This is a genomic window from Paenibacillus sp. FSL R5-0701 (genome assembly GCF_037973995.1).
Taxonomy (GTDB): Bacteria; Bacillota; Bacilli; order Paenibacillales; family Paenibacillaceae; genus Paenibacillus.
Genome location: NZ_CP150230.1, coordinates 2,324,273 through 2,349,320, shown reverse-complemented (window position 1 = coordinate 2,349,320; position 25,048 = coordinate 2,324,273). Strand labels below are relative to the sequence as shown.

The following is a 25,048-nucleotide window of genomic DNA, read 5'->3' as shown; positions in this document are numbered from 1 at the left end:
ATCATTCTTTTAGACCCATCGGATAATTGCAATAATGGCGAGATGCGCAGGATAGAAATAGCGCCACACCCAACGTGGCCCCTTCATACGGAATCCCGCTTGGTAATACTGAGCAATAGCAATGCCGGCGGTTGCGAGCACACTATACATTTGCACAGAGCTGTTATGCAGCAGAAGATATAGTGCATTTAACAAGACATGTGCCACGACAAGTACAGGACCCTGGAAATAGCGGAATAACAGAACCAATAACAACCCGTACATCCCGTAATCCATTTGGCTAATTTCCATGAACCAACCTGCTCCAATTACAATCGGAATCCCCAATAGTTTGGATGGCAATTTATCAATAACGAATAATACCAACAGGGCTGACCATAATGTCCATACCACGTTCAGAGAATAATGATTAAACGCAGCCATAAACGGCACCTGTGATATGATCGCGATCCAGAACAGCCGCCATATGTATTTTTGTACGTCTCGTGTATGTTTATAACCGATATATACTGCAAATGCATAGATTGGAAAAGCGATACGACCTATGATCCTCAACTCTATAATATGTGGAAAAAAGACAGCTCCTATATGATCAATTAACATCGTGATCATGGCAATCCACTGCATCATGTTGCGACTCCCCCCCTTGTTCCCGACGACACGAGTCTGCCATTCATTTATATAGGCTTATATATTGCGCCTTTTGGAGCATCCCTTTATACATTAAGTTCATAATACATGAATTTGGTATCCTGTGCATATCCTTCGGATTCATATAAAGCTTGGGCTTGCTTGTTACTTAACTCAGTTGAGAGTGATATACGAAGAACTCCACGCTCAGATGCCAATTGCTTGGCTACTTGCAAGAGCTTCCTCGCAATGCCTTGCTGACGATAATTCGGATGCACATATAGATCATTAAGCACCCAAACAGGCCCCATCGATACCGAACTGAAACTGGGATATAACTGAACGAATCCAGTACAAATTAAGCCATCCGAGAGTGGCTTTTCTGCTACCAAAATCACCGATTCATGGCGTTCCATTCGTTCTCTAATATACTGACGTGCTGCCTCAATGGCAGCATTTTGGTTGTAGAACATCCTGTACTCATTGAACATTTGTCCCACTTCGTTACAATCTGAAAGACCCGCTTGTCTGATTCGATGCTGCATTTCACTCAACTCCTCTGGGATGGAGACCATCGTCTCATCGTTTGTATTTCTTCAATTGTAAAACAGTCCCCTCCCTTTCCCCATTCATCATCTGTATCAATGTTTGTAGTATCCAGAACTTTTCTCTAGAGATACCGAACATTCATCGTTCGGAGTATATTTCAGTCGAAGCGTTGCACACTATAGTATCGCTCATAGCGGACAGGCAACCGAACCATTCATTGATTTAGGAGGAAGGGATCTATGAAAGAAAGCATTCTGATACAGGTGCAATCACGTCTAGTCGGCGTGGCAGATATGATCTATCAGCCTCTTCAGATCGGTCCGCTCCATTGCACTTTGCTCTATATTCAATCTATTGTCGATACACAGATCATGCGTGAAGCTATTGTCAAGCCTTTGCTTGAGGAGGCTGCACGGAACGAGGTCGGTCCCGATTTCATTACGCAAGTCGTGAGCGGAACCTTTTTTTCTCTTGAAAACGAGCACAGGGATTCAGCGGAAACGTTGGTAGATGATATCGTAACCGGTAACGCAGCACTCTATATCGAAGGCATGTCTGGCATGATCATTTTTTCAATTCAATATTATCAGAAGCGCTCCGTACCTGAATCAACAAATGAAGTCGTCGTCGTTGGCCCCCAGGAAGCATTTATCGAAGATATTAATGTAAATATGTCTCTGCTGCGACACAAAATCAAACATTCCGATTTTAAAATGATCAAATTTACCATCGGCAAATATACCAAAACCGAAGTTTTTGTTATTTACATTCAAGGATTATGCAAACCTGAGATTTTGGAAAATGTATTAACCAGTCTGGGTGAGATTGATATGGACAGCAGTCTCGGGGTCAGCTATCTATCAGAGTTTCTGGAAGACCATCCGCTTTCTCCATTTCCACAGTATCAATATACCGAAAGACCAGATACCGTTGCAGCTGCTCTCGTAGAAGGACGAATCGGGGTCATGCAGGATGGAACACCCTTCTCCCTGCTTATTCCAGTCACATTTTTCTCTTTGATGCAGTCGTCCGAGGACTATTATCAGCGGTTCCATTCGGCTTCATTTATCCGAATTATCCGTTTGCTGTTTGCCGTCATTGCTTTCCTGCTGCCCTCCGTATATGTAGCAGTTACTACATTTCATCCCGAGATCATTCCAACCAATCTGCTCATTACAATTGCCTCCGCGAGAGAGAACATTCCTTTTCCGGCATTAATTGAAGCCTTCATTATGGAGATTACCTTCGAAGGATTACGTGAAGCCGGAATACGTATTCCCAAGCCGCTTGGACAGACGGTTTCTATTATTGGCGGTATTGTCATTGGACAAGCTGCTGTACAGGCAGGTATAGTCTCTGCCCCTTTGGTTATTGTGGTGTCCATTACAGGCATTGCAGCCTTTATTATTCCGCATTTCGAGTTAGGTCTGGCCTTCCGACTGCTCCGCTTTCCTGTCCTGTTGATGGGTGGAACACTGGGCCTATTCGGTGTAGTCATTTCTATCTATCTGTTGTACTGGTATATGGTCAGCATGCGTTCATTTGGTGTTCCGTACATGCAGCCTTTTGCCCCACTCGTCCTGCGTGATTTTAAGGATACGTTTATTCGGGTACCTTGGTTCTTGATGAAAAAACGAACCAAAGCCTATGCGACCGATAATGAAAGGAGGCAGGATACATCATAATATTTCGAAAGTCTCCCCTTCCACTTATGGTCGTCATTATTTGTTGTCTGTTATGTACCGGATGCTGGTCGAAAGTCGAGATTAATGAGCGCACCTTTATTACGGCCATGTACGTGGACAAAGCAGATACTCCTGGAGAGATCGAGGTCACCCTTAGCATGCCGCTCCCCAATCGTCTTTCTCCCGAAGGTGGGGGTACAGGCAAAGATCCCTATGCAGCGGTTTCGGCAACTGCACCGACAATTGCCGATGCGATAGAGCGTATCCAGACAGACTTGACACGTAAAATATCCTGGGGACATACGCGAGTGATTGTCTTTGGCCAAGCTTATGCACGTGAGGGGATTGAAGACACGATGGAATGGATTGCACGTCAGCCCCTTTTCCACCTGAGCAGCTACGTAATGGTTGCGAATGGCAGAGCCAAGGACGTTTCTGATCTGACTCCGGTGTTCGAAGAAACGCCGAGTGACGTGCTTCGGGAATTCTCCACCGAGGAAAACCTGCTAAAAACCCAGGTGTTAAGCATATTTACATCCGATAAAATGAATCAGGGATTTGCCTCATCGATGTTAGGCAGCAAACAAACCAACATGGTCAGTGAAGAGGGAGAATCCAAAAAGTGGGTCAGTCAAATCGGTGGCTCCATATTCAGTCAGATGCGGATGGTTGGAACACTCTCACCGGATGAAGCACGCGCTGTTGCCTGGGCAGGACAAAACCTGGATTCGATGACCATTTCGGTTAGAACCAAAAAACAAAAAGCAAGCATGAAGTTATACCGCATGCATTCGGATATACATGTAAAGCTCCAGAATGGTGAACCACATTTTGTAATCAATTTGTCGGGCAAAGCGGAGTTGAATTCGGTCATTCCTGTACTAAAGGCCGAAGATATTGTTGGGATTAAGGACATTGAACAAGCTGCTAATGAAAAAGTGAGTGCTCATCTTACTAAGGCCATTCAAACCGCGAAACACCAAGGCTCCGACATACTCATGCTTGGATATCGGCTCGAATGGAGATATCCGAAGGTATGGAAGAAGCTGCGGCCTACATGGATCGACTATGTAAAGAATGATCTTCAGTTTACTGTCAACACAAATATCAACATTCAGTTTGTTGGCTCGGAGTCAAGCTTCTAGCTTGCACGGGAATGGATTTTTAAGGAGGTTACATACGTGTTAGCCGTTTTAGTATTTGCGGGACTGTATTTACTGGATTGGTCATCTGTAAAAACAAGCAAAAAAACAATCAGACGTGCCTATTTCATACTGCTCGGCCTATTTCTCGTATGGAACACGCTCGCTGTAAGCTGGTCAGCATGGCCTAATCCCAATGATGTAATCCAGTTGGTCTTTGGCTGGGCTGATCACATGATTAAGAAAGGAGATTAACCATGAACCATCTGACTGCGGGGCAGGGTTACCGCTTCATGTTTGTTTACCTGTATTCCGAACCCATTGCCTTTCTTCTGCAACGTTTATTCAAAATGAGTGGCTATCAGGGATGGTTATCCACGATCGGCGGATTTTTAATCAGTCTGATTTTTCTGTTCTTTACATACCGTTTGGGTTCCATTAACCCCGACAAACCCTGGATTTCCTATGGAGAAGATATCGTGGGCAAGGTTGTGCATCGCTTTTATATCGGGTTAATTGTAATGTTGTGTATCTACTTGTTGTCCATTGATGTGGAGAATTTCATTATCTTCCTGCAATCGATGTATCTGCCACAGACTCCGATATGGTTAACATCAACCCTCACTTTGCTGTGCATCTGCCTGACTGCGCGTTCAGGATTGGTTACCATTGTATTTATGTCGGAAGGTATTTTTCTGGTACAGCTTCTCACTTCCGGCTTACTTATTCCGGCGGTTGGGGGTGGGGGCAATCCTGGCATACTGCTTGCGATGGCAACCCATCATGATCTGGGTGAGATCATGATGGGTTCTTTGTCCACCATGCCATGGTTCTCCGAATGGATGTTTTTCCTCTTCCTCGCACCGGTCGTTGCTTTCAGGCGTCCTATGCTGAAAAGCATGTTATTTGCCGGCATCACCGTTGTTATATTCATCGTTGTATTCTGGATATTCATCTTGATGAATTTTGGTCCGTATGTTGCCGCCGGGCTTCGCTATCCTTTACTTGAGATGGTACGCTTTGCGCGATACGGAGATTTTCTGGATAATCTGGACCCTGTTCTGATCGCAATTTGGTCAACAACGATGTTCACTCGCAGCTCATTTCTGTTGTATGTCGCTTCCGTCTGTCTCTCCAAACTCAGCGGGATCAGGCAGCAAAAATCTGTTGTGTATCTAATTGGGGGAACGGCTGCTGCCATTGTCCTTCAATATGCCAGAGATGCCGCCTCTTACGAGTTGGCTATCCGCTCTTACGCTGTACCTTTGTACACGGTACTTATCGAATCCATGCCCATTCTGTACGTTCTGGTATACTGGCTCCGCAATGGCAAAAATAAAAAGGCGACCAGAGCATCCACTGCTCCGTCGCCGTAATTATTCAGTTCGATTCAGCATTCTGCTGTTCCTGACCAGGATCAGCATCGGGGAAAATGACACCTTTCTTCAAAATCAGATTGGCATATTGCGCTCGCTCACCAGTTGCAACAATCACATAGGCATTCGAAGCGCGATTATAAAAATCAAATCGTTCTTCATGATCAAAAGCATCCGTTATTCCTTCATATTCTTCAATCAACCGGCGATAGTCTTCCCATATGATCGGGATCACCTGGTCCCCTTCCACAACCTGCATGACAGCAGCGGGACGCTTAGCATAGGTGTCCAGTGGATATAATTGCAGGATGGCATCCAGCAGTTCAACGACTCCCAGTGCATCACAGCGTACCAGTCGCTTGGCATGACTGGCTGCGGGGAAATTGCCATCCGCCAGAACCAACTCGTCTCCATGGCCCATTTCGGACATGATTTTGAGTAACTCTGGAGGTAATATTGCGGGTATATTCTTTAGCATGCACAGCTCTCCTTGGTCATCTCCAACATTTGTTAGAGCAAATTGGTTTTCTACATTTTTCAAGCACTCTAGACATCGATTCCATAAAAGCGGTTTCATTACTATTCTAACAGTATTTTCAGATCATTGCACAGCGTACCCGTACGTTCAATATGAGAATATTTCATTTTGACAAAAATACTTGTTTAACATATAGTTGTTATAACAACTAATTGATTGGGACATTTTATTAGGGAAGCGAGGTCTAGCAATCACATGGACTATACACTGGAACAATCTGTTGGATTCATGCTGGGTTTCACACATCGTAAAGCTGTAGCTTTACTTGCAACACGATTCAAACCTTATGATATTACGACAGAGCAATTTTCTGTTCTCTTTAATGTTGACCGCGGTGAAGGTGTGAATCAGAAGGAGCTCGCTGCACGTGTCTTCAAAGACCAACCCACCACTGCGCGGATTATTGATCTGCTTGAGAAAAAAGGCTGGGTAGAACGCCGGACCAGTGAACAGGATCGCAGAGCCTATCTGTTATATCTCACCACAGAAGGCAAAGCGTTAATTGATATCCTCGTTCCGATTGAAAGAGAAATGAATAAAGAACTTGCTGAAGGTATACCCGAAGACCAGATGGAAGCATTTAAACATACTCTTTCCCTCATTAACCGCAACTTGTAATGAATCACAACTCAGGGGGAATACATCATCATGAAAGAACAATCTACACAAGTTAGACTATGGACCACCGATTTTATTCTGCTGATGCTGTGCAACTTCTTGTTGTTCTTGCAACTGCACATGATCGTCTCTCCGCTTCCGTCCTACGTTCAGGAGCGATTTCACGCCAATGCATTTGAAGTAAGTTTATTCACCTGTCTGTTTGCACTAAGTGCCATTGCAGCCCGTCTTTATTCCGCGAAAGCACTGGAGAAGGGCCTTCGTAACGCCATGATCTATATAGGCCTGTCCGTAGCCCTGCTGGCAACGCTCGGCTATTATTTTGCTGCCGGTATAGCTGTGCTCTTGTTGCTGAGAATGTTGTTTGGTATCGGGTTTGGTATGAGCAGTACCGCTTTTCCAACGATGGCCTCGGACATTGTGCCTGTCAAACGAATGGGTGAAGGTATGGGTTACTTTGGTCTATCGACTAGCCTGGCTATGTCTATGGGGCCAATTATTGGGGTCACTCTGCTACAGGGTGCTGGATTTGTAACCCTCATGTTATGTACTGCGGGTGTCCTCGCTGTGATCTATCCACTGAGTTATTCGCTGACACGCAAAAAAGCAGTCAGAACCGATAACAGTACAACCATCATGCCACAAGCCACAACAAGTGCTTCAGGGTCCAACCCAAAACAGAAGACACCTTTCAACCGCAAGCTGATTCTGCCCAGTGTGCTGAATTGCCTGTTATCCATCACCTATGGTGGGCTTGTTGGATTCATCGTTCTGTATGGCAAGGAAGCCAATCTGGCCAATCCTGCGCTGTTCTTTTTGTTCAATGCACTCGCCGTGTTATTGGTTAGACCCTTTGCAGGACGGATCTATGACACTAAGGGTCCAAAAGCACTGCTCATTCCAGGGGCTATATTTATTGCTGTTGGCCTCATTCTGCTCTCGTATGCAACCTCCATGTCCATCTTGTTCATTGCTGCCTTTATCTACGGGATCGGCTATGGTTCCATGCAGTCATCTCTGCAGACCTGGATGATTCAAGTTGTATCTCCATCTCAGCGGGGTATGGCTAATGGTATGTTTTTGAACTCGCTGGATCTGGGTATCGCAACCGGTGCCCTTCTTCTTGGCGCCATTGCAGCCATAACCAGTTATACCGATATGTATCGATATTCCGTGATGTTTATGATTCTGTTCTTGCTTATCTATCTGATTCAGGGAAAACGAAGCGGCAGCTTCTCCATTGAACCTCATGCTCTGCTCGCTCATACGCATATACCTGCAACAAATACAGGTCAGCCCAAGGATTCGGAACATAATACGCAAGATACCAAAAATAAAAAATAAACCCGTCAATGGGAGTGACACGATTACGTGGTTTATTCTCATGATCAAGAAAACGCGTTTACACCGAGGATGCAAACTTTCTCAGGCGTAAACGCGTTTTTTATGGTTCATGGTATTCAATTAAAGATAAGAATGAATTGTCGGCTAATACCATCCATCTAGAGTGGACTTTTCTTGCGCCGTATAGGAGCATAACCTCGACTCGTCTCAATCCGATCGATATGTCGTTCATCCTGTTTATGTCCGCTTCCTGAAGTAGGTTGGTCTCCCTTATCGGGTTTGACCGCAAATAAGGTGAGCAATGCCCCTACAGCTCCAGATGCGGCGAGCACACCAAAAAGCCAAAAATGTTGTGTGCCAATCAACAGGGACACAACAGGAGGACCAAGCGATACACCGATGAATCGCATGCTGCTGAACAAACCTGTAATTGTACCACGCTGTTTCTTATCCACACCTTCAGTAATAAGAGCATCCAGACATGGTAAGGTTGCTCCTACTCCGGCACTTCCTAATGTGAACAGTCCCAACACAACGTAGATATTATCAAAAATCCCAATAACACCCAGCGAAACGGTTACAAGAACTAGTCCTGCGAATCCGAGCCATTTCATGCGAGGCTTACTCTTTCCAATCCACTTTCCTCCGAAAAAGGAAAAAAGACATAAGGCTGCCAACGGAATCGCAAGTACAAGACCTTTTACGACCCCTTTCATGCCGAACTCACTCTCCAACGTCTCGGATAGATAATAAAGCACACCAAAAAGAATAAACATGCAAATTCCACCGATTGCAAACAAAGCATATAACCATCGACCTTTTTCTTTCAATACGTCCCGAATGGAAGCCACAAATTCCGTAAAGGTGGGTGGCTTTTCTTTTTTCTTGGGAGACTTCACCAGGAAAATAACCAGAATCACCGAGATTAAACACAATACAGGAATAGCCATAAATGGTAAAAACCATAGCCAAACAGCCAGTGCTGCACCCAAAATCGGACTTAACACTTTACCAAATGTATTCGAGGTTTCAATGATTCCCAGGCTTTTGCTAACCTGATCTTCATCATTAAACATGTCCCCAACCAATGGAATGACAATAGGGAATGCGCCGGCTGCTCCAACCCCCTGTAATAACCTGCCACCCAAAATGGTCCAGTAAGCTACATTTCCATCCAGCATCCATGCACCTACACCAGCTACAGCACCCCCGACGGCTGCAATGATGAGGCTGGGAATAATGACTGCTTTTCTGCCAAAACGATCAGACAAATACCCTGCTATTGGAATAAGCAGGATGGCAACTACAGCGTAGACTGTAATAAGCATACTGACCTTGAATGCAGATACCTTCAATTCACGTTCAATCTGTGGCAAGATCGGTATAAGCATGGAGTTACCCAAGGTCATAATTAAAGGGATGGAAGCAAGTGCGACGAGGTCCCACTTTTTATCATTCATACCACAACCACCTTTACAGATTCTACACACAACAGCATTATTGTGCTTGTTTCGGAGGTTGATTATTCAGGACATGCTACAACTACAACAATCTAAAGTGCCGTAACGCTGCTCCGCCTTTGAAAATAATATACAGCTCATTCACCTTATGTGGCGCCTCAAGCGAACACTGGACTGTTGTCCACTTGATATCTTTCCCATTCACACTGCCTCCAGGTCCAGAAACTTCACATACACCGAGCAGTTCGCCCTCCAGTCCTCCAGAACGAATCTCCAGACTGCCCTCTTCCCCAAAAGCTGCCACTCTGGCTTCAAATCCTTGCACTTCTTGAACAGCATTATGGTTGAAAGCGATCCAGGACAACTGCGTCTCTTGATATAAGGGTTCTTCCCGAATGATTGCCCGAACTGCCGAACGCCCTTCCAGACATTCATCCAGTAGAACACCTGCACAAGCATCGTAATTCTCGGCAAAGGTAAGCAAGTGCAGCGGACGATCAGGAATCGTCTCACCTTCAATTTCAATATCAGCCGACTGACGTATATCTGCGGAAGAACGCCCTGCCAGGATGGCCCATGTTGCTGTCTCCAGGCAGTATCGATCTCGGGTAACATCCCATAGCGCCAGCTTCTGAACAGGGACTTCTAGACTTATCGTAACACGTGTCCCTGCTTTGACATGAACACGGCGGAAAGCAAGGAGTTGCTTCTGAGCACGTTTCACTCGGGAGGTATGCGAAGATCCATAGATCTGTACGACTTCATCACTGTCACGTTCACCTGTATTGTGTACCTCCACTTCAATTTTCAATTGATCTGTATTGGTGGATTCCTCTGTAGCACTGCGACTTACACGAATCGCTTCGTATTCGAATTCAGAATACGTCAGGCCATGACCAAATGCATATTGAACCGGTCCTTCATGATACATATAGGTCATGCCATTCTGAATGATGTCATAATCCATCATGTCAGGAAGCTGTGATTCATCTTCATACCATGTCATGTTCAATCTGCCTGCTGGCGCATAATGACCTAACAGCACATCTGCAAGCGCGTTCCCCAATTCCTGACCTGCATGTGTCATATAAACGATTGCGCGGGCAATACCTTTCAACTCCTGCAAGGCAAATGGATAACTGCCCATAATGACAACCACTGTATTGGGATTGGCTTCACACACAGCTTTGACAAGTTCGACCTGACTCGGCGGAAGCAGCAGACTTGGGCGGTCAATTTCTTCTTTGCCGTTGATGTATGGGCTGTTGCCAACAACAACGACAGATGCCTGGCTGCTACGTGCAGCTTCTACAGCTTGTTGTATTCCATTTGTCACAATATCAATATTGAATGCAGAAGGTATCTGTGTATTGCCAGGTGATTGACTTGCGTGTCCAGAGTCACCAATATCATTCGGATTTGTACCTGTAGCTGTAGTCTGTTCTCCTTGTGGCCGGAGTGGAGATACAGCAGACTGTCCCTGATATTCGCTCAGCCCAACAGGAATACCGTTCCACGCCCGCAAGGTGTTACTTCCATCCGTTAGAGGATCTATGCGAACAACTTCCTTCACGAACCAGCCACCAATCTCCGGTGCATTTGCCTGATAGATACCTTGCTCGGTTAAGCTAACGTATCGATTATTGTTCACACTTCTCAGCGTATGACTTCCCCAACCCCAATCCTGATGTACAAATTCGGCGGCTGTAGGTGCACTGGCTTCCGGTACAGCGACGAGTGTACCTTGCGCACCAAGAGTTACAACTTGTCCGTCTGTTGTCTTCAGCTGAATACGGTCATTCCCATCTGCATACGTTATGTCTGATTGAGGTAGTCGATTACGCAGTCCATCGAGGACGGATACACGATAAGGCAGTGTGCCACTGTACCAATCGGTATAGACAACATCCGCAAGGGGTCCAATCACACTGATTTTCTGCAACGCTTCTGGCTGCAATGGAAGCAATCCATCATTTTGGAGCAAAACAATGGATTCGGCAGCGGCACGATAACTGAGTTTGGCGTGCTCCGGTGCACATAATACCGACTCGGGAATAGACGCATATGGATTTTGCCCCGACTGATCCAGTTGTCCAAGTCGCATCCGCACACCAAAGATGTTACGAATCGCTCGGTCCATATCAGTGACATCCAACAGATTCCGGTCAAGAGCCTCCTCCAGAGCAGACACAACAAGATCAACTTCATCTGTAAGACAATCCACTCCTGCCTTCAACGCACCTGCTGCTGACTCGGCATGGCTGGTATGATAACCATGATAATTCACCGTCTGTGACAGGTCTCCACCATCACATACAATGAAACCTGGCATCGCCCACTCACCCTTAACCACATCATTCACATATGGACTTTCAATAGCAGGTGTACCATTGATGGAATTGTAAGCTGTCATCATGGACAAGGCTCCGCCTTCCACAAATGGCGTTTCAAATGCTTTTAAATAATATTCCCGCAGATTGCGAGGGTCGATGCTGGATGAACAATTCAGACGATCTTTCTCATTATTATTGGCAAAAAAGTGTTTTAATGTCGCGACCATTTTCAGATAAAAAGGATCATTTCCCTGCATGCCTTTAACGAGTGCTGCCGACATTTCTCCCGTGAGGACCGGGTCTTCGCCATATCCCTCTTCCGTTCTGCCCCAGCGTGGATCACGTTCCAAGTCAACTGTTGGTGCCCACAGTGTTAACCCATGAACTTCAGGATCACGGTGATGATATGCCCTCGCTTCATCGCCAATGACTGAACCAATCTCCCGCATAAGTCTCGTATTCCAGGTACTTGATAGACCGAGAGGTTGCGGAAATACCGTTGCCTCCCCTTTCCATGCAACCCCGTGGGCAGCTTCGCCCCCAACGTTGTAGGCGGGAATGCCCAGTCTTGGTACAGCTGCTTCGCGTGTAGGAATTAGTCTGATCTTTTCCTCCGTTGTCAATCGTGCAATCAGGTCATCCAAACGTTCCTCAAGTGAACGTGACGCGTCCCACATCGGGTATTGATGATACTCCTTCATCCTTCATTCCTCCTACGAGTTAGTTGTATTCCAGTCGCTTCCATTGCTCCAATAAATCCAGCGTACGCTGGCGATACTTCTGACCATCTTCAGGTTGATTAACCTGATGTTCATGAACGTAGGCATTGAAATACGAAGACAGTATTCGGTAGGCAAGCCTGCGTGCCTGTCCTTCAATAGATGAGTCCAGAGGACGATCATATCCTTCATGGAAAGCCACCGACTCTGTCGACAATATGGCTTCAAACTCCCTGTCGGCAAACATGGATCGATCCCCGTCAATGATTGCCGCAATGTTCAGCTCACCCTTTTCCTGATGAACAAGTACATTTGCTTCCCAGAGGTCATTATGAACGAGTACCGGGCGGGTCACTTGATCAAATAAGTCTTTATTTTTGATGAAAATAGCGGCGATCTCTTCCCCTACACCTAGCATATAATCGGCTTGGGCCGCTTTAAGAGCAGTTTCTTCTGCAAAAGAGTGCAGCACCTCGGACCATTGATCCGAGCCTTTAATCGTCCCATCACCCTGCGGCCAGCCAAACGATGTACCCTCGATCTGATGCATGATGGCGGTATATACACCAAGCTGATGATACAATCGCTCTTTGTCTATGTCTGAAATTGATACGTGATCCAGCTGCTTACTCGGGATAAACGCCATAAACATGTACGTTCTCGGAATGATGGACCCGCTGTCATCACAGGCGATAATGTTGGGAGCAGGAATGCCTGCCTTGCGGTAATATTCATATACAATCGGTTCAGCCGCCATCATCGTGCGTTCGAACGAAAATAGTGGATCCCCCGCAGAACCAGCGGCCATCTCTCCCCGCTCTGGAGCCAAACGTAAAATCACATCCGTATAGGATGTATGTTCAAGGTGAATCCGATAGGTTGTATTAAAAAGTCCACCTTGCAGGAGACCAAACCCCTTCACTTTGGTATCGCTTCCAAAATGAATTTCTACCAGTTGATGCAGCATCTCTGCTGATATCGTACAGTGCAAACCCGAATTCATTGTGCTCATTTCATTCAATCTCCTATCATCGTAGACAAACAGACGGCACCATTCGGCACCGTCCTTTTCTTCTACTATATCATGTTACAGTTGGATTGTAAGCGCGTTTGAGCCTGTTGCTGCCGTAACAACAACACCATTTGCACCAGACACTTGGGAACCGCCTTCAACGCTGGATACACTCTCAATGCCGCGAAGCACCAAGCTCCATGGTTTGCCCGCACCTTCTGCACGAACATCCAGCACTGATCCATTACGTGTAACGTTCACTGTCAGCTCCTGTTCAGCCGCTTGGTTCACAACGACAGCTTGAGCCGTTTGACCATCAGCCAGTTCGAACAAGTGCAAGGACACATCATTCGCAAAGTCATAATCCGGTTTGCTATCCACCGCACCTACAGCGATCAAGCTGTTTGGTTTAATCATCATTGGCAGTGTTTTGAAGTCATGGTTTTCACTGATCCAGCGTCCACCTTGTACTTTCGCTCCTGTCAGATAGTTCGTCCAAGTTCCTTCAGGCAGGTAGTAACGAACATCGCCTTCCTTGTTGAAGATTGGAGCTACCAGAATCGAATCACCAAACATATATTGCGTATCCAGGCTGTATGTTGTTGGGTCCTCTGGGAAGTCCAGCAGCATAGCGCGCATCATCGGAATCCCTTTTACCGTTGACTCCACCGCAGAATTGTACAGATACGGCATCAGGCTGATTTTGAGTTTGGTAAAGTCACGAACAACGTCCACGGATTCCTCGTCAAACAACCAAGGCACACGATACGAAGTGCTTCCGTGCAGGCGGCTGTGAGAAGATAAAAGTCCGAATTGTACCCAGCGTTTGTATACGTCAGGGCTCGCCGTGCTTTCAAAACCACTGATATCATGGCTCCAGAATCCGAAACCGGAAAGTCCCAGTGAAAGGCCACCGCGAAGTGATTCAGCCATGGATTCATACGTGGAAGAGCAGTCACCGCCCCAGTGAACCGGGAATTGTTGCCCACCTGCTGTTGCAGAGCGTGCAAACAGGGCAGCTTCGTTTTTGCCAATCTTCTCTTCGAGCAATTCAAATACAGCTTTGTTATAGAGCTGTGTATAATAGTTGTGCATTTTAACCGGATCAGAGCCATCGAAGTACACAACATCAGTCGGAATTCTTTCACCAAAGTCGGTCTTGAAGGAATCTACACCTTGATCCAGAAGGACTTCAAGCTTACTCTTATACCAATTCACAGCATCCGGATTCGTGAAATCAACCAGAGCCATACCTGCTTGCCACATATCCCATTGCCATACGCTGCCATCGGCTGTTTTAACCAGATAACCATTCTCCATACCTTCATCGAACAAGTAGGATTTTTCTGCAATATATGGATTGATCCAAGCACAGATTTTAAGTCCCTTTTCTTTCAGACGTGCAAGCATGCCTTCCGGATCCGGGAACATCGCTTCATCCCATACAAAATCAGACCATTGGTATTCCTTCATCCAGAAGCAGTCAAAATGGAATACAGACAGCGGAAGATCACGTTCAGCCATGCCATCTACGAAATGGTTAACCGTTGCTTCGTCATAATCCGTTGTGAATGATGTTGTCAGCCACAGACCAAATGTCCATGCCGGTGGAAGCGCTGGTTTACCTGTTAATTTCGTATAATTATCAAGTACATCCTTAGGATTGTCACCGCCAATAATGAAGTACTCCAACGTCTCGCCCTCAACGCTGAACTGAACTTTGGATACATTCTCGGATGCAATCTCGTATGATACGCGTTCAGGATGGTTTACAAATACGCCATATCCTTTATTGGACAAATAGAACGGAATGTTCTTATAAGACTGCTCACTGCTTGTACCGCCGTCCTCATTCCAGGTATCTACGATTTGACCATTCTTAACAAACGGCGTGAAGCGCTCACCGAGTCCGTAAACGTATTCACCAATACCGAGATCAAGCTGCTCGCGGAAGTATGCTTCCTTGCTTGGACCTGTAATATAACCAGCAGCTCTTTGACCGCTACCTGTAATCCGTTTTCCTCCATACAGGAAGCTAATGTCCCAACCATTTGTTTTGTCGATTTGAACTTCCAGATTGCCGCTTTTCAAAACAGCACCTTGTTCATTTTTTGCGATCTCAACGTTGGCTTCTTGTGTGTTAAGCTCAAATACAGGCCCTTTTTTCACGCCGCCTTTATGGTGATTCAGAGTTACACGAATAACGTTAGGCATTGGTGAGCTGTACGTTGCTTTCAGCAATGTACCGTTCAGAGTGTCGCCTTTGCTACGAATATATTTAGTTGCCGCATATACGGTCACAGAATTGTCTTTTTGCACAATATCACGAATGTCAGTCGGGTTTTGAATCTGGTACCCTTCACGAGTCATCCAGAATCCATCAGTAAATTTCATGTTTTCTTTCCCCCTTTGGTTATATTATAATAATATTGATATTAATAATGAATTTCTTCTCTTATTTTGACCAAATATATCACGATTTTGATAATAAACATCCGATTCTTGAACATCATCACCAAACTATGGAAACGATTACATTAATAATGATACAAAAAGGAGAATCTGATATGGAACGTGAACGATTACGGGAAGACCGGATTCACGGCAATGCCATGTATCCCGTCAGTGTGTACCCGGATATTCAACAACTGAACGGGGATAGCATTCTCGATTGCCACTGGCATGATGAGATGGAGTTCACTATGGTGACCAAGGGCTGCGCTGTCTTTCAGATCGATATGAACACTGTTGAGGTCCAAGCTGGAGAAGCGATTTTCATCAATCGAGGCGAGATTCATGCGGGGTATCTGAAGGGCGATGTTCCCTGTGTATTCTCTTCCATTGTATTTAATCCAGAGCTGCTTGGCAGCCGTACCTTCGATACAGTTCAAGAGAAATTCATCGGTCCACTGGTACGCAAAACGGTAATTCCCCCCAGTCATATCAAGGCAGATGAGGATTGGGGACAAGAAATTCTGGATCTCCTGAAACGTATATTTGCAGACCATGCTACCCGAACCGAAACGTGTGAAATGTCAACAAAAGCGTACCTGTACCTCATATTTTCCCGAATGTTCGAACATATGAGACCTGCTCCGCTCAAAGGCACCGTGGCTACAGGGAGTCATGACAAGGTAGAGCGCCTGAAATCCGTGCTCGGTTATATTCACAAACGTTATCCTGAACCATTAAAGCTGAAAGAACTGGCCGATGAAGCCAATATGAGCGAAGGGCACTTCTGCCGTTTTTTCAAACAGATGGTGCAGAAAACACCTGTTGATTACATTAACTATTACCGTGTTCAACAGGCCTGCGTTCAGCTTGAGAATACGGATCACAAAATTGTAGATATCGCCATGGATGTGGGTTTCGAGCATCTAAGCTACTTCATCACTACATTTAAAAAGCATAAAGCCACCACACCTTCACAGTATCGCAAAATGTTCTATGAGAACGTGGCCATGGATTCTGCCCTGGTTCAGGTGTAAAAGAAGAAGGTGCTCGCAGCTATTCAGCTGCAAAGACCTTCTTTTATCAACTTCCAATTCCCAAGAACTAACAAAGTAACACGCTTTGAGGCACGTTGTTTCAGTTAGAACTCTTTCATATATTACTTCAAGCATTGCGCTAAGGAGCTTACTGGTGTCTCACTTTTTCAGGGTCTTCCATGAAGTGTACTCATGTACGGAGAAACCGTTAAAAGACGTATGAACTGAAGCCATTTTTTCGACCAACTTTAATTGTGTTTCCATATAAGCAGATCCCTCCTCATAAAAAGTAATGAAGTCGCCTTCCTTACTTTGCTTAGTTTCCACGGCGATTGAGATCGTCTTGCCAAGCAGAGCTGCTTCTGCAAGTTCATCCTTCGCTACACTATAGATTGCAGCAGCTGTATCGCGGTAAGCCATAATGGTGATGGAATCAAATTTGCGAATCATCCAACTGCTTACGGCCATCGTGGAACCCGGGATTTTGTAGTTATCGAGCCAGAAAGGCAGATCAGCCGCTACCGGCATCTTCATCCGTGATGCTCGCTCAACAATGTACTCCACATTGCCTTGCCACTGGGTAATTACACTAGCCTGATTGATTTTCCACTGCGGGTGCACATGTGGCTCAATATCCAGATGGATACCAGCAAACTTCTCATTAGGCAACGCCTGCGCCTGATATGCCTCGATCCAGTCCAGGAAAGAAGCAATCTGCTCCCGGCTTTCCGTCAAACCCCAGGCTGATCTTCCGTCCATGACATCCACCGCAATATTCTTGATTCTCGCCTGGCGGATAAAACTTTTATACTCAGGAACCTTTATATCCCGGTTCATCTGCAGATAGATCGTATTGATCTTGTTCGCTGTAGCGTAGTTTAACACCTCTTGAGGATTACTTCGGATCTGGGTGGTATCCCACACCCAAGTCGCTCTCACCGGCACATCAAGTTCTCCATGAATCGTTGCATAACTGTCAACTGAACCATCCGCAATGGCTTTGGAAGAACAGGCTGTACTCACACACAGGATCAAACAACTCAGTAATAAGATAAAACGGTAACCCCTTTTGCTTTTCATATTTGTACACTCCCTCTGAAGTTATCAGCTCTGACGTGCAAATCTGGATGAAATTGTGTCGTTTCATATTCATTTAATGGATACTTATTAGGTACGACGAATTTGGATTGCTTTTATATGCAATATCATCTTTAAGACTTACGACGAAAGAATCATATAACTATATTTCGGGAATTCGTAGTTCTGTATGTATAGTTCAAAAGTCGCAATTATTCATTTTTTTTAAATTCAATCCTTATTTCAGCATGACTTCAGTCATTATTGCCATATGTACACCAAGCTCCAGAAGACCTAGAAAGCGTTTTCTCCCAAAATGCACCAAAAAACCGCCCTAAGGCGGCTTTATATGGAACCCTATTTAATGATGTTCTAGTCGACATTTCCTTTCATTCATTACCCGATGGAGCTACGGGTGTATTGTCAACCACTTCATCGAAAAGGGACACCAGTTCAATACCTTCTGCCGAGATCCGCACAAGCCCCTTGTCGGACAAACGTAATTCCGGAATAACAACCAACGCGAGCAACGAAAGCGTCATGAACGCATTATTCAACGTACATCCTGCGGACTGTAAAGCTTCACTGACTGCTGCCGATTGGGCTGCAACGACTTCGAATGGCTCGGTTGACATCAAACCTGCAATCCGCAGCGGGAATTCGGTTACACCTGCTGCCGTTACCACGGCAACCCCGCCCTGCATACGAATGACGCGATTACCGGCTTCAGCCATTAGCTCATCATCATTACCGATAATCAACAGATTGTGACTATCATGAGCAACCGTCATCGCAATCGCTGCAGGTGATGTGAAGCCGATGCCTCCAACAAGCGCTACCGCTCGATTCCCGGTTTGTTTGTGACGCTCCATGACCGCAATTTTACATACTTCCCCTGAAGTTGAAACCACAACCTTGCCGTTCTCTACGGAGACTGGCAGGTGTTTCTCCTTAGTATCCACATGGTTCTCTGTCACATGAATGATTTTGGCACCAATCGTCCCCTCTTGAATCGGTGCAGCCAACTCCAGATCTTCCGGCTGAATATTAGCTTCTAACTTCACCGTGTTCAGCGCTTCCTCCGGGTACGTGAAGCTGTCCCAGACCGCCGTCATTTTCCCATTCTCCGCTACAACTTGCCCGGCAGCAATCGTCATGCCTACACGTACATCCGCCAACCGACCGTCCAGCAGAATAATATCGGCTATATTGCCCGGAATAATCGCACCAATGTCGCGCGCAACACCAAAGCGCTCAGCCGTGTTAATGGTTGCCATCTGGAAAGCCGTAACCGGCTTCACCCCTTGAGAGATTGCTAGACGAACAACAAAATCCATATGTCCTTCTTTGAGCAGCGATTCAGAACTTCGGTCATCTGTCACCAGCATCATCCGGCGTGTATCCAGTCCAAGCTCAGTGCAGGCTTTGATCGTCTCAGCCACATCATGCCATGCCGAACCTTGGCGCATCTTCGCGTACATTCCGAGTCGCAGACGTTCAACCACATCTTCCTTGGTCACACATTCATGATCCCCTGTAACACCACTCGCTGCGTAGGCTGGCAGACGCCAGTCATCTGCTGCCCAGGTGAAATGACCGTCTGCAACTTTACCTGCCCGGAGCGTCGCCTGTATCTCACCGATCATCGTCTCGTCCCCATAGACTACCCCAGGGAAGTTCATCACTTCACCAAGACCAATCATGTCCGGACCCCAGGAAAGAGCCTCAGCTACCTCTTCAGGCCCGATATAAGCACCTGTTGTCTCCAGTCCTGGATGAGTGGAAGGCACACAGGAAGCCACCTGCATATAAGCAGCCATCGGTGTGGTCCGTGCTTCATCCAGCATCAGTCTCAATCCTTTGAGACCAAGCACGTTAGAGATCTCATGAGGGTCAAAGAAACCTCCGGTCGTGCCTGAAGGCAATACCGCTCTCGCAAACTCGGTTACTTTCATCTGTGTACTTTCGATATGGCAGTGTCCATCCAGCAAACCAGGAGCGATATACTTACCTTTCGCTTCAATAATCCGGGTATGTTCTCCGATAGTGTGGCTTACATCTTTACCGACATAAGCGATTCGAGCTCCCTGTACAGCTATGGACATCTCAGGCAAAATCTCACCCGATATCACGTTTACCAGCGTACCTCCCCGAATGACCAAAGTCGCTGGCAAATCTCCCCGTGCTGTAGCGACCAGATCAGGTACACAATCGGCCATAAGTGGCCGTTCAAATGATGGTTTGTTCATTTTGTTACCTCCTTAAATAAACGATCCAAAAAAATATATTGTTACGATTATATGAGTCCGGACCTCATGTGTAAAGAAAATTCACATCCATTGTGCTTCAATACAAATTATGCCGTCGTATTTATTCACGGGACCCAATCCTTACGAATCACGTTAGGTATTTTCATTTCATACGATCAACTATATGGCCGGAACCTCATCATGTACACTTCCCTCGCTAAGCTAGCTTCTTCCCGAGATATGTATCATATACAGAAAAACTCCCGTTCCATTGAACGGAAGCCTTCTTCATGCATATGAAATGTTAGGTCAGTCCACTTGCGCAGCAGACACCTTGCCAAGATCATACCATTCTTCCGACTGGGCGGTAATGAACGGACTCGGTGTGCCGACACAGTATACGTGCAGTAGATGCATCGCTCGTGTGCAAGCCGTGTAGAACAACTTGCGTTCATGCTCCTGGGCATACTGCTTCGCAGAGCCGTCATAGATCAGGACAGCATCGAACTCCACGCCTTTGGCCAGATACGCCGGGATGACATGAACACCCTGCTCAAAAGCCAGCGTTGTTTTCTTGATTAACTTCGGTGCTGTGGGCAGTGCCTTGCTCAATGCAGCATGGACGTCTCCGCTCTCTTCGGCGGTCTTGCAGATGACTGCAACCGATTCATACCCTTCCTTAATCAAGTGCTTAAGGTCTGTTGTGATGACATTTATATGACGCTCGGAATCAGAAGAAACGATAACTTTAGGTTTCTCGCCGCTACGGTTAAATGGAATAATCTCTTCCCCACCAGGCACCATGCCACGTGTAAACTCCACGATCTCCCGGGTAGATCGATAACTTCTGGTCAGCTCAATCACTTCCGTATTGTCTGGTCCGTAAAGGTTAGTCAAGGGTCCTGTTCCACTAAGTACTGAAGAGTGGGCATAGATTGCCTGATTAAAGTCACCAAGTGCTGTTATTTTCGCCCGTGGGAACAATCTCTTCATAAATGCCAACTGAAACGCAGAATAATCCTGGGCTTCATCAATGATGACATGGCGAATATTGGAGTTAATATGGAATCCAAGCATAAGCTCACGCAAGTACAAGTATGGCGTAATATCTTCGTATGCCAACTCCTGAAGTTTCAATCTGCGTAAAGTCATCTTACAGATTTCATCCCATTGAGGAGGCAGCGCTTCGTCACCCAGCAATCGCTCCATCTGAGCCTGATCGTTGAATAGATGTGCATATAATTGTCTTATATCAACGAATCGTAAGGACTTAATCCATTTACGCAACGGTTTGAGTCGGTCACTGACCACCATACGTGCCAGAATTTCTCTTTCCTGCTCGAAGTCATTAAATGTATGGGTCTTTCCTTTTTGCTTGCGCTTCAACCGTTGATACGCTCGTTGCAGATCCTCCGGCTCCATCAGATCAAGTTGCTGATCCACCCAAGGCGCATCCAGTTCACCTTTACCAAAGGCAGACAGTTCTTTCAGCATCCAATCCCGCAGCATCTCCAGTCGACTCACCAGCTTGACGGACGACTCGAAACTGTAGAACTTCTCAGCCATAGCCTCTGACGTGACAATCGCTCGGCCCTGGAAGCGTACCGGCTTGAATTTCATGCCACCTGACAACATGCTTTCCTTATAACGTGTAATGACTTTCAGGAAAGATTCGGATGACTTGAAGCGAATGCTGGACATGCGCACATCGTAATCAGGATCTTCCGTCCCCGTAAGTACATATTCGAGTTGAATAAACGGATCTTCCAGTTGATATTCACGACCCAAACGGCGCTCCAGATACTCCTGGAAGGTAGTTTGCAACATGTTTTCCTCCCCAAGCTCAGGCAGTACCGTGGAGACATAACTGTTGAACATTGGATTTGGTGAAAAAAGAACCATCTGATCCGCTTGCAGATGCTCGCGGTATTTATAGAGAAGATATGCCACACGCTGGAGCGCCGCGGATGTTTTGCCACTGCCGGCTGCGCCTTGCACAATGAGCATACGTGTCCGGTCATTACGGATAATCCGGTTCTGCTCCTTCTGAATGGTCGCTACAATGCTCTTCATCTGTGCATCCGAAGTTCGACTGAGCACGGCCTGCAACAACTCATCACCAATCGTAACCCCCGTGTCAAACATAAAACGGATACGTCCGTCCCGAATGACAAACTGCCGCTTCATCTCTATATCACCGCTGATCTCCCCGCTTGGAGTCTGGTACGTAATTGGACCCGGCGCTCCGTCATAATACAGGTTAGAGATTGGTGCACGCCAGTCGTAGACCAGAAAGGTTTCTTCCTTCTCATCCAGTAACGAGGCAATACCCAGATAAATGCGTTCTGCATTTGGATACCCATCTTCCTTAAAATCAATGCGGCCAAAATACGGTGAATGATGCAGTCGTTTCATTTTGTCCAACGCAGCCGCTGTATTGAGATGACTGCGCTCCCGATCGGACAGTACCTGTGACTGCTGCCGCATACTGGTTGAAGTTTCCCCGACATCATCCGCTTCACTAAAGTTCATTGTGACTTCGTCCCAGAAGTCTTTTCTCATGCCAACCACTTCGTCCCGGAAGGAACCTACTTCATCTTCCAGCGTTGTGATCTTACGTTCAATCTGATTGGTCACCGTGTTGACCCGTTGTTGTTCTTCACTCCACTGCTGCTCTGTACTCATATGTTAATAGCCCCTCTTTCCCCGGATTGTGTCCTCAAAACCCCATTTGACAAGCCCGAAAAGGCAATGGTATAATTATTAGAAAGTAAACATTTTAATTATATGTTAATTAGTTCTAATTTTCTGAAAACCATTTTTTATTGTACCAGTGACAACGTCCCGATGCAAGCGGAGGCGTTTTTTTGTTGTTTTCTTCTTCATTATTACCCAATCACCGGGTCCTCATCTGACCAAGCTATTCCTGCCTATTTTCGCAATTCTTCAATCGTCTCTTTCCAGCGTGTAATTGCTCCAAGTTCATCTTTTAATTGAAAGGTTATTCCTGAAGTGATCTCCGCATATGGCGCGTGATCCACACGTATTTGAAGCACTTGTGCTTCAAAACGATCTCTCGGATGAACAGCCCCCTTAATCTCAGGCAGCCGTACTGCTTCTATACGGATATGCAGCAATCGATGTCCTTGAACCGCAATCAAGGTAGCCTTGCCTGTTTTGCTCATGTTCATACTGGTCTGTGTACCCTGCCATAAAGCCAGTCTTAGCTGATGCGGATTTATGGCAATCACTTCCCCCATACTAATCATCGCCTGATGCGGCCACTGATCCTCGGATACGGTCAGCAGTTGCATGGCTTCATGCTGTTTATGCGCCAGATTTGTCCCACTCAACCATTCCATTAGTTCAGCGTCCAATTCCTCAATAATCATGTCTCTATCCCTCAGTTCGTTAATATTCATTCATGCCCTTCAGCCGTATGTATGACAAAACAACCCGGACACGATTGTCCGGGCAATGTTGTAACTACATTGTATATGATCGCCAAGCAGGTGCGCAATTCGCACGTAGAGAGGTTGTTCAAAAAGTCTACTTTTGATTACGAATCATGCCTAAGGCCACTTAAGCCAATTCAAAATTTTGTCCTGTGATTCTTTGTCTTCGCTAGCGCTATGCACATGTTCGGCAAGTCGATTCAAACGTTCCAGCTGATATCCGTAATCATAGATCGCAGCAGCCACGATGGACAATCGTAACATCCCTTCCTTGTCGATATCAAACTGGGTGATCGCCTGCTCCATGAAACGGTCATTATCCAATACAAACTGTGCGGCCTCTTCACCATTAGGCTTCAGCTTATCCTCGAACTTGAGCAGTGCATGCTCATGGAATTTGATAACCAGTTCAAGATGTGAGTCAAAAAACTGATCCATGGCCGTTGTCCGCGGTGCCTGGAAATAGTGGCGTTCCACCGAATCCAGCACCTCATACCCTTTTTGCAGACTCAGCAGCATTTGTTTGTAGACCACCATCTGACGAGTTTCGCTGAATTTCGAACGTTTCATCTTTTTCTGTTCCTCTTCGAACAAGTTATACTTGTCGGACAAAGACTTAATGGAACCGCCCAGGTTGCTTTTCTCCTCCCGGAATACAACTTCCTTGATCTCATCCGAGATCGAGGTTCGCAGAAGCAACGACATACCGCTGAATACACTATGGATCTGCTTCACGAACTGAACCTTCGGTTTCGGCGGAAATACCGTAATGTTGATGAGAAACGCCGATACAATACCAACCAGTGTCAACAGAAAACGATTGAGTGCAAAATGCCAGTCACCCGATGCTTCCATAATGGATACAACCGTGACCAGTGTCAGGCCAACCGTCTCACCCATATTCAATTTAAGACAGATCATGATGACAAGTACAATAATTAATCCAACAGCGATTGGCTCATTGGACAACACCATGCCCCCCACCAGGGCGACAATAGCTCCCAGCGTGGTCGTTTGCAATTGATCCAGGAAGTATTTCCAGGAACGATAGATGGAAGGCTGCATGGCGAATATAGCCGCGATTGCGGCAGGCACGGGAGATTGCGGGTTCAAGAACAGGCTGCTAAGGTACAAGGCAAGCGTAACCGCGATCCCCGTCTTAAGTACACGTGCACCAAACGACATGGTGGTGACCCCTCCTCTTTACCGAACCTGAAATTTTACATTTGATAATCATGTTCATTATTACCCCATATTTCTTTTTTTGCCTGAATTCATTCAGGAGAACGATTTATTGTACCATGTAAGGTCTTCCGTTGCCATGTCATAAGTCAGAGCTATTGTGAAATTAATTTCTTTATGTATGTTAATAC

19 protein-coding genes are annotated in these 25,048 nt (G+C 46.0%); 7 read left to right on the top strand and 12 right to left on the bottom strand.

Features of this window, described 5'->3' with window-relative positions; all coding sequences use genetic code 11:
• Positions 1-9: 9 nt before the first annotated feature.
• The gene (locus tag MKZ13_RS10940) at positions 10-630 is read right to left on the bottom strand and encodes a TraX family protein (protein WP_237176010.1); all 621 of its coding nucleotides are present in this window, start codon (positions 628-630) and stop codon (positions 10-12) included.
• Positions 631-716: 86 nt separating this feature from the next.
• On the bottom strand, positions 717-1,175 hold the full coding sequence (locus tag MKZ13_RS10935) for a GNAT family N-acetyltransferase (protein ID WP_339183950.1): 459 nt from the start codon (positions 1,173-1,175) through the stop codon (positions 717-719).
• Between the two features lie 243 nt (positions 1,176-1,418).
• Between MKZ13_RS10935 and MKZ13_RS10930 the strand changes: the two genes are divergently transcribed.
• The 4 genes from MKZ13_RS10930 to MKZ13_RS10915 are packed head-to-tail and all read left to right on the top strand — an operon-like array spanning position 1,419 to position 5,382.
• Positions 1,419-2,864 (top strand): spore germination protein, encoded by a 1,446-nt coding sequence (locus MKZ13_RS10930; protein WP_339183947.1) that lies wholly within the window; start codon positions 1,419-1,421, stop codon positions 2,862-2,864.
• 26 nt (positions 2,865-2,890) lie between these two features.
• A complete protein-coding gene (locus MKZ13_RS10925; RefSeq protein WP_221824270.1) occupies positions 2,891-4,009 on the top strand; it encodes a Ger(x)C family spore germination protein in 1,119 nt (372 codons plus the stop codon).
• Positions 4,010-4,045: 36 nt separating this feature from the next.
• On the top strand, positions 4,046-4,261 hold the full coding sequence (locus tag MKZ13_RS10920) for a hypothetical protein (protein WP_221824272.1): 216 nt from the start codon (positions 4,046-4,048) through the stop codon (positions 4,259-4,261).
• 2 nt (positions 4,262-4,263) lie between these two features.
• Positions 4,264-5,382: a GerAB/ArcD/ProY family transporter gene (locus MKZ13_RS10915; protein ID WP_339183945.1), complete on the top strand. Its 1,119-nt coding sequence runs from the start codon at positions 4,264-4,266 to the stop codon at positions 5,380-5,382.
• Between the two features lie 4 nt (positions 5,383-5,386).
• Here the strand turns inward: MKZ13_RS10915 and MKZ13_RS10910 are convergent, their stop codons facing one another.
• Positions 5,387-5,860, bottom strand: coding sequence for an RbsD/FucU domain-containing protein (locus tag MKZ13_RS10910; protein ID WP_339183943.1), 474 nt, complete (start codon positions 5,858-5,860; stop codon positions 5,387-5,389).
• 255 nt (positions 5,861-6,115) lie between these two features.
• On the opposite strand from MKZ13_RS10910, the gene MKZ13_RS10905 reads away from it, so the two are divergent.
• Both MKZ13_RS10905 and MKZ13_RS10900 read left to right on the top strand, forming a co-directional pair.
• A complete protein-coding gene (locus tag MKZ13_RS10905) occupies positions 6,116-6,538 on the top strand; it encodes a MarR family transcriptional regulator (protein WP_076208963.1) in 423 nt (140 codons plus the stop codon).
• A gap of 30 nt (positions 6,539-6,568) precedes the next feature.
• On the top strand, positions 6,569-7,882 hold the full coding sequence (locus MKZ13_RS10900; protein ID WP_221824278.1) for an MFS transporter: 1,314 nt from the start codon (positions 6,569-6,571) through the stop codon (positions 7,880-7,882).
• Positions 7,883-8,040: 158 nt separating this feature from the next.
• Here MKZ13_RS10900 and MKZ13_RS10895 read toward each other — a convergent pair whose 3' ends face one another.
• The 4 genes from MKZ13_RS10895 to yicI form a co-directional block, all read right to left on the bottom strand.
• Positions 8,041-9,342, bottom strand: a complete 1,302-nt coding sequence (locus MKZ13_RS10895; protein WP_339183940.1) for an MFS transporter — start codon at positions 9,340-9,342, stop codon at positions 8,041-8,043.
• Between the two features lie 82 nt (positions 9,343-9,424).
• Positions 9,425-12,376, bottom strand: coding sequence for a glycoside hydrolase family 3 C-terminal domain-containing protein (locus MKZ13_RS10890; protein ID WP_260632898.1), 2,952 nt, complete (start codon positions 12,374-12,376; stop codon positions 9,425-9,427).
• A 19-nt stretch (positions 12,377-12,395) separates the two neighbouring features.
• Positions 12,396-13,406, bottom strand: a complete 1,011-nt coding sequence (locus MKZ13_RS10885) for an aminoglycoside phosphotransferase family protein (RefSeq protein WP_221823479.1) — start codon at positions 13,404-13,406, stop codon at positions 12,396-12,398.
• 75 nt (positions 13,407-13,481) lie between these two features.
• Positions 13,482-15,800, bottom strand: a complete 2,319-nt coding sequence (gene yicI, locus MKZ13_RS10880; RefSeq protein WP_221823477.1) for an alpha-xylosidase — start codon at positions 15,798-15,800, stop codon at positions 13,482-13,484.
• A gap of 173 nt (positions 15,801-15,973) precedes the next feature.
• Between yicI and MKZ13_RS10875 the strand changes: the two genes are divergently transcribed.
• Positions 15,974-16,894, top strand: coding sequence for a helix-turn-helix domain-containing protein (locus tag MKZ13_RS10875; protein ID WP_221823475.1), 921 nt, complete (start codon positions 15,974-15,976; stop codon positions 16,892-16,894).
• A 159-nt stretch (positions 16,895-17,053) separates the two neighbouring features.
• On the opposite strand, the gene MKZ13_RS10870 is transcribed toward MKZ13_RS10875, so the two are convergent.
• From MKZ13_RS10870 to MKZ13_RS10850, 5 genes are all read right to left on the bottom strand, one after another.
• A complete protein-coding gene (locus MKZ13_RS10870) occupies positions 17,054-17,974 on the bottom strand; it encodes a hypothetical protein (protein WP_221823473.1) in 921 nt (306 codons plus the stop codon).
• 386 nt (positions 17,975-18,360) lie between these two features.
• Positions 18,361-20,220 (bottom strand): adenine deaminase, encoded by a 1,860-nt coding sequence (gene ade / locus MKZ13_RS10865; RefSeq protein WP_339183935.1) that lies wholly within the window; start codon positions 20,218-20,220, stop codon positions 18,361-18,363.
• A 309-nt stretch (positions 20,221-20,529) separates the two neighbouring features.
• The gene (gene helD / locus MKZ13_RS10860) at positions 20,530-22,905 is read right to left on the bottom strand and encodes an RNA polymerase recycling motor HelD (RefSeq protein ID WP_339183933.1); all 2,376 of its coding nucleotides are present in this window, start codon (positions 22,903-22,905) and stop codon (positions 20,530-20,532) included.
• Positions 22,906-23,150: 245 nt separating this feature from the next.
• Positions 23,151-23,612, bottom strand: coding sequence for a pyridoxamine 5'-phosphate oxidase family protein (locus tag MKZ13_RS10855; RefSeq protein ID WP_339183931.1), 462 nt, complete (start codon positions 23,610-23,612; stop codon positions 23,151-23,153).
• A 180-nt stretch (positions 23,613-23,792) separates the two neighbouring features.
• Complete coding sequence (locus MKZ13_RS10850) at positions 23,793-24,860, bottom strand: aromatic acid exporter family protein (RefSeq protein WP_017689291.1); 1,068 nt, start codon at positions 24,858-24,860, stop codon at positions 23,793-23,795.
• Between the last annotated feature and the right edge of the window lie 188 nt (positions 24,861-25,048).